The sequence below is a fragment of the Roseobacter sp. HKCCD5988 genome (genome assembly GCF_037830355.1).
Lineage (GTDB): Bacteria > Pseudomonadota > Alphaproteobacteria > Rhodobacterales > Rhodobacteraceae > M30B80.
In genome coordinates this window covers 1,459,879-1,477,044 of sequence record NZ_JBBLYJ010000001.1, presented here as the reverse complement: position 1 = coordinate 1,477,044, position 17,166 = coordinate 1,459,879, and the positions used below count along the sequence as shown (strand labels likewise).

Genomic DNA, 17,166 nt, shown 5'->3' with positions numbered 1-17,166 from the left:
TCCCTTAAATTAACGGCGCTCGCGGCGTTCGCCGCGTTCTTCGCGTTTTTGCATTTGAACCGAAGGGCCTTCTTCGTGGGCGTCAACCTTGATGGTCAAGACGCGCATCACGTCATCATGCAAGCGCATCAAACGCTCCATTTCATGCACGGCGGCCGATGGGGCGTCGCTGCGCAAGAAGGCATAATGGCCTTTGCGGTTCTTATTGATTTTGTAGGCCATGGTCTTGATACCCCAATACTCGGCATCAACCACGGAACCACCATTGTCCTTGAGGACGGTGCTGAAATGCTCGATCAAGCTTTCAGCTTGCGCGTTGGACAAGTCCTGACGCGAGATCATAACATGCTCGTAAAGGGGCATGTGAACTCCGATACTGTTCGGGCGCGTTTCAAAGACCGATGCGTTCCACTTTCGCCCCATCAGTCACGAGGGATCACGCCGTTGCATTTATATTAGGCGAAAGTTGCCTGCCTTATACACAGATCACGGCAGGGTGCAAGCTGTAGCGGGCTTGCCGTAAAATCAGGGCAAAATTGCGGTTATGAATTGCCCTTGCCCCCTATATCTTGTAGCCATAGCCCCAAGACAAACAAGTGGGAGAGGCAATATGAGCCGTGCTTTTATCTTTCCGGGCCAAGGGGCGCAGACCATTGGAATGGGCCGTGATTTGGCTGAAACCTATGCCGCGGCGCGCGCGGTCTTTGAAGAGGTGGATGAAGCACTGGGTCAAAACCTGTCGCATTTGATTTGGGAGGGGGATCAGGACGAATTGACCCTGACCGCCAATGCGCAACCTGCATTGATGGCAACGTCCATGGCCGCCGTGCGCGCGCTTGAGGCCGAAGGGTTTGCCCTTAAAGATCACGCAAGTTCTGTGGCGGGGCATTCTTTGGGCGAATATTCCGCGCTTTGTGCGGCAGGTAGCCTGTCGGTGGCGGATACGGCCAAGTTGTTGCGCATTCGTGGCGATGCAATGCAAAAAGCTACGCCAACAGGGCAGGGCGCGATGGCCGCAATCTTGGGCCTAGATTTTGATACGGTGGCGGATTTGGCCTCTGACGCGGCTGAAGGGGATGTTTGCCAAGCGGCCAATGACAATGACCCCGCGCAAGTTGTGATTTCGGGTCATGCGGCGGCGGTAGAGCGCGCCGTTGAGCTTGCCAAAGCACGCGGGGCCAAGCGCGCTGTGATGCTGCCTGTCTCTGCCCCCTTTCATTGCGCGCTGATGCAACCTGCGGCCGATGTAATGGCGGAGGCGTTGGCAAGTGTCACGTTAAACGCGCCTGTTGTGCCATTGGTCGGCAACGTGATGGCGGGGCCAAGCAATGACCCCGCACTGATCCGCGACAATCTGATCACGCAGGTCACAGGCCGCGTGCGGTGGCGCGAATCCGTGATGTGGATGGCGCAAAATGATGTGACCGAGGCGTGGGAGATTGGCGCGGGCAAAGCGCTGTCTGGGATGGTCAAGCGCATTGCGAGCGAGATGGAGACAAAAGCAATCGGAACGGCCGCGGATATTGCCGCGCTTAAGGGATAAGGACGGGCTTTATGTTTGATTTGACAGGAAAATCTGCGCTTGTAACGGGCGCATCTGGGGGGATTGGTGCGGATATTGCGCGCGCGTTGCACAGCGCGGGGGCAGTGGTTGCCCTATCTGGAACGCGGGTTGAGCCGCTTGAGGCCCTCGCCGCTGAACTGGGTGAGCGCAGCCATGTTCTGCCGTGCAATTTGTCCGATGCTGAGGCGGTTGAAGCCCTGCCAAAACAAGCCATCGAGGCCATGGGTGCGATGGATATTTTGGTCAATAATGCTGGCATCACACGCGATAACCTGTTCATGCGGATGTCAGACGAGGAATGGGCGCAGGTGTTGGAGGTTAATCTGACCTCAACCATGCGGCTGTGCCGCGGCGCGTTGCGCGGTATGATGAAATCGCGCTGGGGTCGGATCATAAATATCAGCTCTATCGTGGGGGCAACGGGCAATCCAGGGCAGGGGAATTATGCAGCCGCGAAAGCGGGCATGGTGGGTATGTCAAAAAGCCTTGCCTATGAGGTGGCGAGCCGTGGCGTGACTGTGAACTGTGTCGCGCCAGGTTTCATTGCAACACCGATGACAGATAAGCTGAATGATGATCAAAAAGCGGCCATCAATGTCAAAATCCCTGCAGGGCGGATGGGAACACCCGAGGAGATCGCGGCAACCGTGCTGTATCTGGCATCAAATGAAGCGGGATATGTTACAGGGGCCACGTTGCATGTGAATGGCGGCATGGCGATGCTGTAACAGTTGTGCCGTTATGGTGGGATTGAGGCATTGCCTTATTTCGCAAACATGCTATAGCGGCGCTGATTTTTACCGAAAGGCTTTGCTTTTCGGCGGCTTTGGTTCTGACATTTCTCTGTGTGAGTCGGTTAGGATCGGGATTGAGCGGCCAAAATTGGCCCAGTGAAACAGTGCAGGGGATAAACCCACGCACGAAAAGGATGAGGAAAGAACATGAGCGATATCGCAGGTCGCGTGAAGAAAATTGTTGTCGAGCATCTGAGCGTAGATGAAGACAAAGTGACTGAGAACGCGTCTTTCATTGACGATCTGGGAGCGGATTCGCTCGATACAGTCGAGTTGGTAATGGCGTTCGAGGAAGAATTTGGCATCGAGATCCCCGATGATGCGGCGGAAACGATCCAGACTTTCGGCGATGCGGTCAAGTTCATCACCGACGCGCAATAAGTCATTCCCCCACAGTCCGCCTAGTGGCTGAGGGAAAGGTTTTGAAAACGGCATCGTTGCGGCGGTGCCGTTTTTTTGTGCCAAAATGGCAAGGGAATCTGCCTGATTTCTGCGAGAGGGATTGCCCATCTTGGCACCCCTAGGCTATCAACGTGCATGCTTTCGCGAAACGAGAGAAGGGCAGTGAAGATGCGGCGCGTTGTTGTGACAGGATTGGGACTGGTGACACCTCTGGCCACAGGGGTGGAGGAGACATGGTCGCGGCTTTTGGCGGGCCAATCAGGGGCGGGAACCATCACCCGCTTTGACGCAAGCCATCTGGCAACGACCTATGCCTGCGAAGTGAAGCGCGGCGATGGGTCGGATGGAACCTTTAACCCTGATCTTTACATGGAGCCGAAAGAACAGCGCAAAGTGGATGAATTCATCCTCTATGGCGTTGCGGCGGCAGAGCAGGCCATCAAAGACGCGGCATGGGAACCCGAAGATCGCGATGCGCTTGAGCGCACAGGTGTTTTGATTGGGTCTGGCATTGGTGGCTTGGCCTCGATTGCGGAAACATCCATCACGCTGAAGGAAAAAGGGCCGCGCCGCGTATCGCCTTTCTTTGTGCCAGGTGCGCTTATCAACCTGATCTCTGGGCAAGTGTCGATCAAATATGGCTTCCGTGGGCCAAACCATGCGGTTGTAACGGCCTGTTCCACAGGCGCACATGCCATTGGGGACGCGGCGCGTCTGATCCAATGGGGCGATGCGGATGTGATGATTGCAGGCGGTGCAGAAAGCCCGATTTGTGAAATTGGTATTGCGGGCTTTAACGCGTGCAAGGCGCTGTCGACCAAGCGGGGCGATGAGCCGCAAAAAGCCAGCCGTCCATGGGATAGCGACAGTGACGGGTTCGTCATGGGCGAAGGCGCTGGCGTGGTTGTGTTGGAGGAATATGAACACGCCAAAGCGCGCGGCGCAAAAATCTATGCGGAGATTTTAGGCTATGGCCTGTCGGGCGATGCGCATCACATCACCGCCCCACCGCCTGATCATGAAGGGGCCGAGCGCGCGATGCGTGCCGCGCTAAAGCGTGCAGGGCTAGCGCCGTCAGATGTGGATTACGTCAATGCGCATGGCACCTCGACTATGGCCGATACCATTGAATTGGGCGCGGTTGAGCGGTTGATGGGGGATCATGCGAAAAATCTGCTGATGTCCTCAACAAAATCCGCAACAGGGCATTTGTTGGGTGCAGCGGGCGCGATTGAGGCGATCTTCTCTATCTTGGCCATTCGTGACCAAATCGTCCCCCCAACAATTAACCTTGATACGCCTGCGGCAGAAACGGCCATCAATCTTTGCGCCAATCAGGCTGTGAAGGGCGAGATCAATGTGGTGCAGAGCAATTCCTTTGGCTTTGGTGGGACAAATGCCTGTCTGATTATGGGGAAAGTCTGACATATGTGGAAAAGCGTGGCTGCGAATGCGTTCAGCCTGCTGATTGTGCTATGTATCGCCGTGGCTGGCGCGATCGGGTGGGGTCAGCGGGAATTTACCAAGGAAGGGCCGCTTGAGGGGCCGATCTTTTTCGAGGTGCCGCGCGGTGCGGGCCTGTCGCAAGTGGCCGCGCGTTTGGCCGAAGCGGGGGCTGTGACGCATCCTGCAATTTTTCGTTTGGGCGCAGAATATAGTGACATGGCAGGCGCTATTCGTGCAGGGTCTTTTGAAATCCCTGCGCGCGCCTCTATGGAGGAGATTTTGGGGGTCATCACCCAAAATGCCGCCCCCGTTTATCGTTATGTTGCAACCTATGTTCTGCGCATTGATGGCACGGGCGAGCAGCGTCTGGTCGAGCGGGTGCCTGGCACGGGCGAAGTTATTGAATTGGCTGAATTTGCCTATGATGCTGAAATCCCAACAATTTACAGCGAAATCACCGAAAGCGGCGCAAGCATTGCCTATCGCGTGTCGATCCCAGAAGGTTTGACATCGTGGCAGATTGTTGAAGGGTTGAAATCAGCAGAATTTCTAACCGGTGAGGTAGCGGAGATCCCTGCCGAAGGGTTGTTGGCCCCAGACACCTACGAGGCCACGCGCGGCATGACGCGGGCGGAGCTGTTGGTTCAGATGCAAGCCCGCCAAGAGGCCATTTTGATGGAGGCGTGGGCCAATCGTGCAGAGAACCTGCCAATCAGCACTCCGCAAGAGGCGTTGATCTTGGCCTCAATCATCGAAAAAGAAACGGGGCAGGCTGAAGAGCGCGGGGTTGTTGCCAGTGTCTTTACCAATCGTCTGCGGCAGGGAATGCGTTTGCAGACTGACCCGACTGTGATCTACGGCGTCACGGAGGGGCAAGGCGTGTTGGGGCGCGGCTTGCGGCGCAGTGAACTTGACCGCGTAACCCCGTGGAACACGTATCAAATTGACGGCCTGCCACCAACGCCGATTGCAAATCCAGGGCGCGCTTCTATTGAAGCGGCGTTGAATCCTGACGACACGAATTACATCTTTTTCGTGGCGGATGGCACAGGCGGTCACGCCTTTGCTGAAACATTGGCCGAGCATAACGGAAATGTCGCGCGCTGGCGCGAGATTGAGGCGGATGCACGAGCCAATTCTGGAAATTAACCGCGGCGCAGGACGAAACGGCAGGCGTCAGCGCCTGCAGCAGCGCAAGCTGTTTCACGGCAGATGACATCAGGACTGACGAGGCGGCGATAGTGCCGTTCAAAAACCGCGCACTGCCATTAGCACAACAGACCCTATTTTCCCAGAACGCAGCATCGGGTTGGGGGTCACGGGATTGGTCGCATCCACGCTCACGGGCACGCTGAGCACATGGGCGATTGGGGTCGCAGACGACCCCTTGCGATTTGGATCAGGCATATCTTTGGGTGTCAATTCATGGGGAAACGGGCCGCAAGCGCCGCTTGTTTATTGGTCACCAGCTGCCCTTAGCCTGACTGCAGAAGGCGTGTGTTTTCAGGTGGAACGGTGCGATTGGTGGCGCATTATATTCAATTAAGCCTGCCCGATTGGGTCTAACCCGCCCCAAACTTTGAAAGCGCATTGGGTTTTCAAATATGCTATACCTGCTATATCGGTCGTCTGAATTGACGTGATGGAGGCAGAATATGGCCCAAACACACCCAAAACCATCTAAGCTGGATCCTGTATGGGATCGTATTTTGCGCGAGGCGGAGGAGGCTATTGTGGCCGAGCCTCTGCTAGGTGGTGTGATCCATGGCTGCGTGCTGCATCATAAATCGCTAGAGGCCGCATTGGCCTATCGGATGTCGCATAAGCTAGCTTCAAGCGAGATGAGTGAACAAATCCTGCGTGAGATTGCAGACCAGGCCTATCGCAGCGACCCATCTCTTGGGGCAGCGGCCCGTGCGGATATTGTTGCCGTGACAGATCGCGACCCTGCTTGCCATCGTTTCATCCAACCGCTTCTCTATTTCAAAGGGTTTCAAGCGGTGCAGGCCTATCGTTTGGGTCATTGGCTGTGGCAGCAGGGACGGCGCGATTTTGCATATTTCATACAAATGCGCACCTCTGAGCTATTCGGCGTGGATATCCACCCCAATGCGCGGATCGGGCAGGGGATCATGATCGACCACGCGCATTCTATCGTGATCGGTGAAACGGCCGTGGTCGGCGACAATGTGTCGATGCTGCATTCGGTGACCTTAGGCGGCACAGGCAAAGAGGAAGAAGATCGGCATCCCAAAATTGGGGATGGCGTGTTGATCGGCGCAGGCGCCAAAGTTTTGGGCAATATCCGTGTTGGTCACTGCTCGCGCATTGCTGCTGGTTCTGTTGTTCTGCACGAGGTGCCTGATTGCACCACAGTAGCGGGGGTGCCTGCAAAGGTCGTGGGCGAGGCAGGGTGCGCACAGCCCTCTATCAGCATGGATCAACTTTTACCGACTGGCAAAAACGAATAAGGAAAAGCCCGCCAAAATGGCGGGCTTTTTTCTTTATCAGCTTGCCGCGCGCGATTGGCGCTTACGCTCGTGCGGATCAAGGAAGCGCTTGCGCAAACGGATCGAATTTGGCGTCACTTCAACCAGTTCATCATCATCGACATAGGCGATGGCCTCTTCGAGGCTGAATTGAACATGCGGGGTCAGGCGCACTGCCTCATCAGAGCCAGAGGCGCGCACGTTGGTCAATTTCTTGCCCTTAAGCGGGTTCACTTCTAGATCATTATCGCGGCTATGTTCGCCAATGATCATGCCTTGATAGACCTTTTCCTGCGGGCCAATGAACATGCGGCCACGCTCTTCAAGGTTCCACAGGGCATAGGCCACGGCCTCGCCATCTTCCATCGAGATCAAAACGCCTGCGCGCCGACCAGGGATTGGCCCTTTATGGGGCGCCCATTCGTGAAAGACGCGGTTCAGCACGCCTGTGCCGCGCGTATCGGTCAAGAATTCCCCGTGATAGCCGATCAAACCACGCGATGGCACGTGTGCCACAATACGGGTCTTGCCGCCATTCTGCTTCATCTCGACCAGATCGCCCTTGCGCGGGCCCGTGATTTTCTCAATCACCGCCCCTGCATATTCATCATCCACATCGACAGTCACTTCTTCGATGGGTTCTAGGCGTTGACCGCCTTCCTCACGGAACAACACTTGCGGGCGGGAAATCGACAGTTCAAACCCCTCGCGGCGCATGTTCTCGACCAAGACACCCATCTGCAATTCGCCGCGCCCTGCGACCTCAAACGCCTCGCCGCCAGGTGTATCAGTGACCTTGATGGCCACATTCGATTCCGCCTCTTTCATCAGACGCTCACGGATCACACGGCTTTGCACCTTTTTGCCATCGCGGCCTGCAACAGGGCTGTCATTGATGCCGAAGGTCACGGTAATCGTAGGCGGATCAATCGGTTGCGCAGGGATCGCCTCTGTGACTTGGGGCGCGCAAATTGTATCTGCCACAGTGGCCTTGGTCATACCCGCAAGGGTCACAATATCCCCCGCTTCAGCTGCATCGATGGGTTGCTGGCCTAAGCCGCGGAAGGCCAAGATTTTGCTTACCCGAAAGCTTTCGATCTGGGTGCCATCACGCGACAGCGCCTTAACGGTTTCATTTGGCTTTAGCGTGCCGCTTTCAACGCGCCCTGTCAGGATGCGCCCAATAAACGGGTCAGAACCAAGCGTTGTGGCCAGCATCCGAAACGGCGCGCTGCGTTCTGCAATCTGACGCGGGGCAGGGACATGGCGCATCACCAGTTCAAACAGCGCCGTCAAATCCTTGCGCGGCCCTTCCAGCGATGTATCCGCCCAACCAGAGCGCCCCGATGCATAGAGATGCGGGAAATCAAGCTGCTCATCACTTGCCCCAAGCGAAGCAAAAAGATCAAAACATTCGTTCAAGGCGCGATCAGGCTCGGCATCTGGTTTATCCACCTTGTTCAGCACAACAATGGGGCGCAGGCCTAGCGCCAGTGCCTTGGACGTTACGAATTTCGTCTGCGGCATGGGCCCTTCGGCGGCATCCACCAACAACACCACGCCATCCACCATGCTCAAAATGCGCTCCACCTCGCCGCCGAAATCGGCGTGGCCTGGAGTGTCCACAATATTAATGCGCGCGCCATTCCATTCCACGCTGGTGGCTTTCGCCAGAATAGTGATCCCGCGCTCGCGCTCTAGGTCATTGCTATCCATCGCGCGCTCAGCCACGGCTTGGTTCTCGCGGAAGGCGCCCGATTGCTTGAGCAGCTCATCAACAAGGGTTGTTTTGCCATGGTCGACATGGGCGATAATCGCGATATTACGCAGTTCCATCGGAATTCCTTATCCGCAAAGGGGGAGAGTTTCGCAGGCCCATAACGGCAAAGCCCGACAAAAGCCAGACGCAAATGCGCGGGGCAGGGATTGGGTGTGCAGGGATGTGGCGGAGAGACAGGCCGCCATTTAATTGTGTCATCCGAGCACATTCAGGTTAAAAATATAATTTTTTACAAGGCCTTGATCGATTTTACTTGTGCACCCTATCTCAGCTAGTCTCAGATGATCGCAAGCATTTGGGTAGGTAGGAAGGTTGGTAATGCCAAAGCTAGCTAAGGAACTATCAGCACTTGAGGTTAAGCGTCTGGAGCATGACGGGGGTAAGTCAAACAAGGTCATTTCGGTCGGCGGGGTGCAGGGTCTGATGCTGCAGATCACGCCGAGTGGGTCCAAGTCATGGCTCCTCCGTACGCCAGTGGGCGGCAAGCGCAGGCATATCGGCTTGGGTAGTTATCCCACCGTGACGCTGGCGCAGGCGCGTGAACGCGCGCGTGCTGAGCTGGAGAAGGTCTGGCAGGGGCTCGACCCTGTCGAGGAGCGCAAGGCGCTGCGCTCCCGGCTGCAGGCCGAGCAGAAACGCGGGCTGACCTTCGAGAAGGCTGTCGAGAAGTTCCTTGATAGCAAACTGACTGAGTTCAAGAACCCCAAACACTGCGATCAGTGGCGCTCGACCCTGGGCACATACGCAAACCCGAAGTTGGGGAAGATGCTGGTGGGTGACATAGGCGTCCCGGACGTGCTGCGCGTACTAGAGCCGATGTGGCAGACGAAGACGGAGACGGCGACCCGCGTGAGGGGGCGTATCGAGGGGGTGTTGGCATGGGCGACCGTGGCGGGACATAGGGAGGGTGACAATCCGGCCCGGTGGAAAGGAAACCTTGACGCAATCCTGCCCAAGCCCTCGAAAGTGGCGAAGGTCACTAATCACCCCGCGCTGTCAATCGGCGACGTGGTTCGTTGGTTTGCTGATCTGAAGGGGCGCGATGGTGTAGCTGCCCGAGCGCTGGAATTCATGGCCCTAACGGCTGCGCGGTCGGGTGAAATCAGGGGCGCTACATGGGCTGAGATCGACCTCAAGGCCGAGCTTTGGACCATACCTGCGCAGCGGATGAAGGCTGGAAAGGAGCACCGAGTGCCGCTCACCGCGCAGGCGGTCGCGCTGTTGCAGGCGCTGCCGCGCGATTTGGGCTCGCCTTACGTCTTTCCGGCGGTGAGGGGTGGGATGCTGTCTGACGCGGCACTAAGTGCCTGCATGAAGCGCATCAACGAAGCTCGGGATGGAGGATACCTAGACCAGCGGTCTGGGCGTCCTGCGGTGCCCCATGGCTTAAGGTCGACATTCAGAGACTGGGCCAGTGAGAAGGGCGTATCACGTGATCTAGCAGAGCGCGCGCTTGCGCATACGATCCGTAATGCCGTCGAAGCAGCCTATCACCGGACGGATTTAGTAGAGCAACGGCGTGGCGTAATGGACGCATGGGCGGCACATGTCACGGGAGTGGCTGCTGGTGGGAATGTTGTTGCGCTGGGAGGGAGGGGGTGAGGATGAAAGAAACAAAAGCACAACGGAAAGCCAGAGAGCGTGCAAAGGCAAATATGCGACAGCAGATGGACAAGGCCGCCGCAAACGTGCCCGACTACTTTCTTAGTCGGCTTGGTCAGCCGTCGCCACTTGCTGACGCGATAGTGTCCGAGACTCCGAATGCGAATGATAAATTTCTTCAATATACGGACGACGAAGAGCATCAGCTGATCAAGCCACCAGAAAGGGGTCCGGCAGGCGGCAAAGGGAAGGCAGCAGCAGCTGATGAGCGGTGCCGTGATGCTCGTACGAGGAACCTCAAGTACTGGGGGCTAAAACACAAGGCGGAGCAGATCGCGATTGCAGAAGGGCTAAGTAAAAGGACCGTTCTACGGTACTTTGAGCGCATGCCAAAATAATCTGGACAGACCAAGTACTGCCCCTGCCATCAGCCGATATGCGTGTGTCATCCAAACGCAACTAGAGGGCACCATGGCCATACCGCAAAGACTTGAAACACTTACCAGCCTGCCTGCTGAGGCATTGGTTTCGGCGAAGGAGCTGTCGATCCTCTCAGGGCGCAGCCGCGCCTCGATCTGGCGTGACGTGCAGGCTGGGCGTTTGCCGCAGCCCATTGCTATTGGACCGCAGGCCCGCCGGTGGCGCGTGTCCGATGTTCGTGCCTACTTGAACGGAGGCGTGTCATGAAACGCGACTATTTCAATCCACCCTCGGCATGCATGGGCGACGTCGTTCCCTATGAACTCAAGGCGCAGAAGCTCTGGTTACTTTGGAAAGCGGTCATAAAGGCCGACAAACCCAAGCCCGACAAGGTGCCGTACTATGCGAATGGAGCAGTGCGGAGCGGCTCTCTTGGTAACCCGGAAGACGTGGCCAATCTTGTGACCTTCGACGAAGCTTTGGCGGCTTATAACGCCGCTCCGCAGCATTACGCGGGCATGGGCATCGCGCTCCTGTCCAGTACGGGTATCGGTGCACTCGACCTCGACAACTGCATCGACGCGAGCGGCAAGCTCATCAACGATTTGGATGTTCGGCGCATAATGAAGGCGTGTAAGGACTGTTATATTGAACGCAGCCCATCGGGGCGCGGTCTAAGGGTAATTGGATCGACGAGCGGATTCGCCCAAATCGCAGACAAGGGCACAGGGTTCGAGGCGTATGCTCAAGGCCGGTTCGTGACCGTTACCGGGGAAGTGCTTATGAACGCCGGAGCATGGGAGTCGGTAGACGCTGGTGTAGCCGCCATGCGTCTTGCGGTGCAGGCTAAAGGCGGCCTGTCCGGAGCACCCGTAAAGAACGCGGGTGCAAAGGCCGTAAACTTCGGTGCCTATGGCCCCGACCCAGAGACACCCGCGAATGTCGAGCGGGTGCGCGGTGCCTTGGCAGTGCTTGACCCCGATATGCTCCACCCGGAGTGGGTATCCGTGCTGATGGCGATCCGTTCCACGGAGTGGGCGTGTGCCGAAGGTCTCGCACGCACATGGTCAGAGGGGGGTGAGAAATACACCGACGCCGCTTTCGACAAGGCGTGGAATAGCATCGAACCGGCGGGCGGCATAACCCTCGGGACACTGTTCGGCATGGCGAAGGCGGCAGGCTGGGAAGACCCTCGGCGTGTACGGCTTTCGACGGTGCTTGTGACTGATCAGGTCGAGGAGCGGGACGTTCTCAACGGCAGTATATTCGCAAATGTCTGGCGGGGGCGGTTGCTGCGCGTGGACCAGACCGGCGATGTGCTCAGGTTCGACCCGCACGCCGGGTGGAGCAAGGCAGGTGACCCGACGAATATGATCCGGCGGGCCGCCCGCAAAACCATCGCGTATATCCACGAGACCGGTGCGGCCTTAATGGAGAAGGGACAGGTCGAGACGAGCCAGAAGGCCGCGAAGCACGCGGCGGCCAGCAGTACTCTGCCGCGCATGGACGCAATGGCAGCCGTGGGATGGACGCACGATGGCATGACGGTGGCGGCTGCCGACCTCGATGCTCAGCCAGACCTCTTGGGTGTCAGGAACGGCGTGCTCGACCTGCGCAAGCGTTCGCTTATCGGGTTCCGCCCTGATCATCTCATCACAAAGCGAGCAGGCGTCGAGTTCGCTCCAGAAGCCGCTGCACCGCAGTTCGAGGCGTTCCTAGCTCGTGTCCAGCCCGATGCTGCGGTGCGCAGATTGATCCAGCAAGTTGCTGGGCTGACCCTTTGGGGCAAGCCAGGCGAACAGCGTCTGTTCTTTTTTCACGGTGGTGGTGCAAATGGGAAGACCACCTTCGTTGACGCCCTGATGTTCATACTTGGCGATTACGCTGTGAGTATACAAGCCGAGGCCCTTATGCGGCAAGATCGGTCCTCCCAAGGACCAAGCGCCGACACCCTTCGCTTACAGGGCGCAAGGGGCACATTCGCTAGTGAGGTACGGGAGGGGCGCTTGGACGAAGAACGTGTCAAGCTCTGGACCGGTGGCGATGTGCTGACTGCGCGGCCGGTATACGGGAGGTCATTTATCGACTTCGCTCCGTCACATACGTTCATCATGGCCGGGAACCACCGCCCAGCGATTCACGACACGAGCCTGGGCATATGGCGCAGGGTGACGCTGATCGACTGGAGCGTCCAAATACCCGAGCATGAACAAGATTCGAGACTTCAGGAACGTTTACGCCGTGAAGGCAGTGGCATCCTGAACTGGGCGCTCGACGGGGTGAAGGACTATTGGGCACACGGGCTGGCCGTGCCCGAATCTGTAAAAACCGCGACGGAAGGCTACCGGACCGATGAGGACATCATAGGTCAGTTTATAAGCGACCGGTGCCGCATGGGCGCAGACCTGAGTTGCCCGACAGGTGATCTTTACGCCGCATATATTAGTTGGGCGGCCGAAAACGGCAGCCGGGCTGCCACTAAAAACACCTTTACACGTCGTCTGAGCGACCGGGGGCATCCAAAGGTTAATTCGGGTCGCGAATATGCCCGGATAGCGCTGCAGCGTGATACGATACACTTGAAATAAAAATATACACGGGCTGCCCCACCTTCTACTGGAGCAGCCCCTCGCATGTGTGGTTATGCGCACTTTGCTCAGTTTCAGAGCTCATCCCGAAACTTTTTCTATAGAGCTTCACATAGGGACTTTATGGGAAATGGACCCAAACCGCGCAAACCACGCAATACTTTACAACCGCTGCCCCGGTCGAAAGGAAACAAGACATGGAAAAGAAGAAGCTGACCTTCATGCCCGATGGAAACAATACATACGCCGGGTTCTATGGAGATGAAATTGTTGCCCTAATTACACCCCTTGATCCGAAAGCAATATTTGGACCTACAACATGGCAATGGTCCGCGCGCAGTGAAGGTGACCGGTACGGGCGCGCGGGATGGACCTTCCCAGACAGAGAAGGCTCTTGCGCGCAGCGAGAGGGTGAGCTTGAGGATGCAGCGCATAGGGCGGCGCAACACGTTGGCCACGGGTTTATCAGAGCCATGAATCTTTGTCCTGAAGACTGCCCTGTATGTCCGGAAGTCGTTATCCTGCCACCACAGGAAGTTGACACATGAAACGCTACATCGACCATCTGCGGGCCGAGCGTGAACGCGCCAAGAACGAATCTAAAGAGGCCATCCGTGCAGCGGAGCGCAAGCGCCTGCGCGACAGTCGCATTCAATGCGACATCCCACTGACCAATCAGATCGAGGCCCTCATGCGCTCCCTGCCGCCCGCACAGCGCAACCGCCCGTGGGCCATGGACGAACTCGTGGCGCGGCTGCACGGTCGGTACAACGCCCGCCCCTGCGCAGGCAGTATCGGATTGGCTCTAAGACGGTTAGGCTGGACACGAAGCAGGGACTGGTCACAAGATGGGGGAGGTAGAAGAGTTTGGAGGACCACTGTGTGAAAAAATTTCTGCAGATTTTTTTTTGTATTGCTTGGACTTTGCCGGTGTCCGCACAGAATATCGATTTGACATTGTCACCTTGTGTAGTGGCATCTCAAACTGATCAAATATTAAATCGATTGTCTGTGCTTAGTGGGATTCCGAATCCTGAGACAAATAATGGATTAACGCCAGAGGCGCTGAGGGTCGCTGATGTCCAGGTTTGCCAACAATATTTGCGGGGTTTTGTTGCAGGCCAAAGAATGAGTTTGGGTGAGAGTGGTTTTTCAACTGCATGTGAATACATCTCCAGATACGGCACCGCGTCATATGCTTCATTGATGGTCGCAGAAGGTTATGGACCCACATTCTCCAAGTAAGTCGCTGATTTCGCTGTCGTAATCGTGATATTTCGCATATAAATCATGGCGTTGACGGCTGCGAGGGGCGCGTTTCATGGATCACCTGGAGGGTGCGGGCTTGGCGCGGGGAGATCGGGTTGATTTCGACCGCCGTGTGCGTCTGGAGTTCCGTGGTGCGCAGATCAGTTCAGACGGTGGCCTGCTGGTGATGCGCGAGCTTGATGACGTGCTCGGCCTGTCCAATCTGGCGTCGGAGGCGCTGCGAGACAGCCGCACCGGGAAGAACACGCTCCATCGGCTTGACGGATTGTTCCGGCAATCGGTGTTCGGACGACTGGCCGGATACGAGGATGTGAACGATGCCGACCGCTTGGCCCTCGATCCCGTGATGCGTCAGGTCGTTGGCGGCAGGGCCGTCGAGGCGCAAGCTGCTTCGGCATCGCAGATGGGACGGTTCGAGACCGAGACGCTGGCTCTGGCCGCGAACCGGGCGGCGCTGGCCGATCTGAACGGCCAATGGATCGACCGGTTTCATGACCGCAACGGGTTGAAATACATCGTGCTGGACATGGACAGCTCGGTCAGCCCCACCCACGGCGATCAGGAAGGTGCTGCCTGGAACGGGCATTTCGACTGCACCTGCTATCACCCCATCTTCTTGTTCAACCAGTTTGGCATGCTGGAGCGCTGCGCCCTGCGTAACGGCAATGTCCACAGCGCCGATGGCTGGCGGGATGTCCTTGATCCCGTCATTGCCCGATATGCTGGCCGCGACCTTGGTGGACGCTTCTTCCGGGCCGACGCTGCCTACGCGATCCCCGCGATCTATATGCGGCTGGAAGAAGCCAGGTTCTTCTACGCCATCCGTCTGCCCGCCAACGCCGTCTTGCGCGAGAAGATCGCGCATCGGCTGACACGGCCCGTGGGACGGCCTTCGCTGACCAAGGTCAAACGGTTCTTCGAGGACTTCGAGTATCAGGCGGCGTCCTGGGACAAGCCGCGCCGCGTCATCGCCAAGATCGAATGGCATCCGGGCGAGCTGTTCCCCAAAGTCGGCTTCATCGTCACCAACCTGCCGATGGAGCCAGACTGGGTGGTGAGGTTCTACAACCAGCGCGGCACCGCAGAGCAGCACATCAAGGAAGGCAAATATGCCTTTCGCTGGACGCGGCTGTCATGCCGGAAGTTCCGGCACAACGAGGTGCGGCTGCAACTGCACGCGCTGGCCTACAACCTGGCAACCTTCCTGCGCTGCATCGAACTGCCCGAGGCCATGGCGGACTGGTCGTTGACCAGCCTGCAACTCAAGCTGATCAAGATCGGCGCCCGCGTCGTCCGCCACGCCCGCGCCATTACCTTCCAGTTGGCCGAGGTCGCCGTCACCGGCCCGATGGTGCGGGCCGTCCTTGCCGCCATCCGCCGTCTTCGAACGCCTCCGTCATGCGCATGACCACGATCCATGCCCAAGCTGAACGAAAGCGGCAGGACAGGTCCGTCTGCCGCGCGGAAAAGCGGCTCTGCCGGGCCAGAATGCTGCGGGTTCGAGGCTTGATCCACCCGACTTCGGCCGTTTGCGCGACGACAGACACCGCTCGGGGCCAAAAAAACGCTTGCCCAGCGAGCAAAATCAGGCGATCTTGAAGTCAAGCGGCAGGCCACTTGGGGAATGTCGGCTTGCATCGGCGCGAGGGAGGAAACCATGGCACCGCACCCCTACTACAATCACGACGTGCACGGCGCATACGACCTGATCGGGATCGGAGATCTTGATCTGGAAGAAGGCGGCACGCTGCGCAATTGCCAGTTGGCCGTTGCAACGCAGGGCACGTTGAACGCAGATCGCAGCAATGCGGTCCTTGTCCCGACCTGGTATTCGGGCACCAGCAGGATCATGCAGGACGTCTACGTCGGCTCAGGTCGCGCGCTGGACCCTGCAAACCATTTCTTCATCTTCGTGAACCAGATCGGGAACGGGCTCTCTACCTCGCCGTCGAATACTTCGGGCCCCGGCGGCGGCGCGGATTTCCCGTTCGTCCGCATCGGCGACGATGTGGTTGCGCAGCATCGACTGGTGACACAGCACTTCGGGATCGAGCGGTTGGCACTGGTCATCGGCGGATCGATGGGTGCGCAGCAGACCTACGAATGGGCGGTGCGCTTTCCCGACATGGTTGCACGGGCGGCCCCGTTGGCCGGTACCGCAGCCAATACCGAGCACGACTTCCTGTTCACCCAGACGCTGATGGAAGCCATCACCACAGATCCAGGTTACGCTGGCGGAGCCTATCAGACCTCCGCCGATGTGGCGGCCGGACTGCGGCGCCACGCGATGCTCTGGACGGTGATGGGCTGGTCGACCGAGTTCTTTGCCAAAGGACGGCACCGGGCGCTCGGCTTCACTGACATGGGACATTTCGTAGATGCCTTCATGTGCGGCTATTTCGGACCGATGGACCCCAACAACCTGCTGCGCATGGCGTGGAAGTGGCAGCGCGGCGATGTTTCGCGTCATGCGGGTGGAGATCTTGCGGCGGCCCTGAGCCGCATCACTGCGAAGATGTTCGTGATGCCTATCAGCCACGACATGTTCTTCCCGCCATCCGACTGCGAACGCGAAGCCGCGCTGGTTAAGGACGCCCAGTTCAGGGTGCTGGACAGCATCGACGGACATCTGGGCCTCTTCGGGACGGACGCGGCGATGATCGCGCAACTCGATACAAACCTGCGCGACCTCATGGGTTGAACAGTCGGACCCGTCGGCACATAGAAATGGCCGGCGGGCTTCTTTCAACTCTTTTGGGAACGGCGAAGGCTGGAAGCCATGGACAGGAGTGACCGCTCCATCTTGAGGACC

Annotated in this window: 16 protein-coding genes and 1 pseudogene; 14 read left to right on the top strand and 3 right to left on the bottom strand. The window is 57.8% G+C overall.

From position 1 onward, the window contains the following. Positions 1–9: 9 nt before the first annotated feature. Complete coding sequence (gene rpsF / locus AAC636_RS07325) at positions 10–363, bottom strand: 30S ribosomal protein S6 (protein WP_340242711.1); 354 nt, start codon at positions 361–363, stop codon at positions 10–12. Between the two features lie 247 nt (positions 364–610). On the opposite strand from rpsF, the gene fabD reads away from it, so the two are divergent. The 5 genes from fabD (at position 611) to mltG (ending at position 5,355) form a co-directional block, all read left to right on the top strand. Continuing rightward, positions 611–1,543, top strand: coding sequence for an ACP S-malonyltransferase (gene fabD, locus AAC636_RS07320; protein WP_340300939.1), 933 nt, complete (start codon positions 611–613; stop codon positions 1,541–1,543). A gap of 11 nt (positions 1,544–1,554) precedes the next feature. Further along, a complete protein-coding gene (gene fabG / locus AAC636_RS07315) occupies positions 1,555–2,292 on the top strand; it encodes a 3-oxoacyl-[acyl-carrier-protein] reductase (protein WP_340300938.1) in 738 nt (245 codons plus the stop codon). A 213-nt stretch (positions 2,293–2,505) separates the two neighbouring features. Then, positions 2,506–2,739 (top strand): acyl carrier protein, encoded by a 234-nt coding sequence (locus tag AAC636_RS07310; protein ID WP_317654652.1) that lies wholly within the window; start codon positions 2,506–2,508, stop codon positions 2,737–2,739. A gap of 189 nt (positions 2,740–2,928) precedes the next feature. Next, on the top strand, positions 2,929–4,185 hold the full coding sequence (gene fabF / locus AAC636_RS07305) for a beta-ketoacyl-ACP synthase II (protein WP_340300937.1): 1,257 nt from the start codon (positions 2,929–2,931) through the stop codon (positions 4,183–4,185). A gap of 3 nt (positions 4,186–4,188) precedes the next feature. Beyond that, the gene (gene mltG, locus AAC636_RS07300; protein WP_340300936.1) at positions 4,189–5,355 is read left to right on the top strand and encodes an endolytic transglycosylase MltG; all 1,167 of its coding nucleotides are present in this window, start codon (positions 4,189–4,191) and stop codon (positions 5,353–5,355) included. Here mltG and AAC636_RS07295 read toward each other — a convergent pair. Then, a pseudogene (locus AAC636_RS07295) lies at positions 5,352–5,459 on the bottom strand (V4R domain-containing protein); the annotation flags it as partial. The gene mltG and the pseudogene AAC636_RS07295 overlap by 4 nt on opposite strands. Positions 5,460–5,861: 402 nt before the next feature. Here AAC636_RS07295 and cysE point away from each other — a divergent pair. Then, positions 5,862–6,677 (top strand): serine O-acetyltransferase, encoded by an 816-nt coding sequence (gene cysE / locus AAC636_RS07290; RefSeq protein WP_340300935.1) that lies wholly within the window; start codon positions 5,862–5,864, stop codon positions 6,675–6,677. A gap of 36 nt (positions 6,678–6,713) precedes the next feature. Here the strand turns inward: cysE and typA are convergent, their stop codons facing one another. Continuing rightward, on the bottom strand, positions 6,714–8,531 hold the full coding sequence (gene typA, locus AAC636_RS07285) for a translational GTPase TypA (RefSeq protein WP_340300934.1): 1,818 nt from the start codon (positions 8,529–8,531) through the stop codon (positions 6,714–6,716). A 262-nt stretch (positions 8,532–8,793) separates the two neighbouring features. Here typA and AAC636_RS07280 point away from each other — a divergent pair, with 262 nt between their 5' ends. From AAC636_RS07280 to AAC636_RS07245, 8 genes are all read left to right on the top strand, one after another. Further along, on the top strand, positions 8,794–10,077 hold the full coding sequence (locus tag AAC636_RS07280; RefSeq protein ID WP_340251205.1) for a tyrosine-type recombinase/integrase: 1,284 nt from the start codon (positions 8,794–8,796) through the stop codon (positions 10,075–10,077). A 2-nt stretch (positions 10,078–10,079) separates the two neighbouring features. Next, positions 10,080–10,475, top strand: coding sequence for a hypothetical protein (locus AAC636_RS07275; RefSeq protein ID WP_340251207.1), 396 nt, complete (start codon positions 10,080–10,082; stop codon positions 10,473–10,475). 285 nt (positions 10,476–10,760) lie between these two features. Beyond that, positions 10,761–13,085 carry a phage/plasmid primase, P4 family gene (locus AAC636_RS07270; protein WP_340251212.1) on the top strand — a complete coding sequence of 775 codons (2,325 nt, stop codon included), beginning with the start codon at positions 10,761–10,763 and terminating at the stop codon, positions 13,083–13,085. Positions 13,086–13,282: 197 nt separating this feature from the next. Next, the gene (locus AAC636_RS07265) at positions 13,283–13,633 is read left to right on the top strand and encodes a hypothetical protein (protein ID WP_340251214.1); all 351 of its coding nucleotides are present in this window, start codon (positions 13,283–13,285) and stop codon (positions 13,631–13,633) included. Beyond that, positions 13,630–13,971 (top strand): hypothetical protein, encoded by a 342-nt coding sequence (locus AAC636_RS07260; RefSeq protein ID WP_340251216.1) that lies wholly within the window; start codon positions 13,630–13,632, stop codon positions 13,969–13,971. Before AAC636_RS07265 ends, AAC636_RS07260 begins: the two co-directional genes overlap by 4 nt. Further along, positions 13,968–14,330, top strand: coding sequence for a hypothetical protein (locus tag AAC636_RS07255; RefSeq protein WP_340251218.1), 363 nt, complete (start codon positions 13,968–13,970; stop codon positions 14,328–14,330). The genes AAC636_RS07260 and AAC636_RS07255 overlap by 4 nt, the downstream gene beginning before the upstream one ends. Positions 14,331–14,406: 76 nt before the next feature. Then, the gene (locus AAC636_RS07250) at positions 14,407–15,762 is read left to right on the top strand and encodes an IS1380-like element ISPme1 family transposase (protein ID WP_012112698.1); all 1,356 of its coding nucleotides are present in this window, start codon (positions 14,407–14,409) and stop codon (positions 15,760–15,762) included. A gap of 249 nt (positions 15,763–16,011) precedes the next feature. Next, positions 16,012–17,055 carry an alpha/beta fold hydrolase gene (locus AAC636_RS07245; RefSeq protein ID WP_340251221.1) on the top strand — a complete coding sequence of 348 codons (1,044 nt, stop codon included), beginning with the start codon at positions 16,012–16,014 and terminating at the stop codon, positions 17,053–17,055. Positions 17,056–17,166 lie beyond the last annotated feature (111 nt).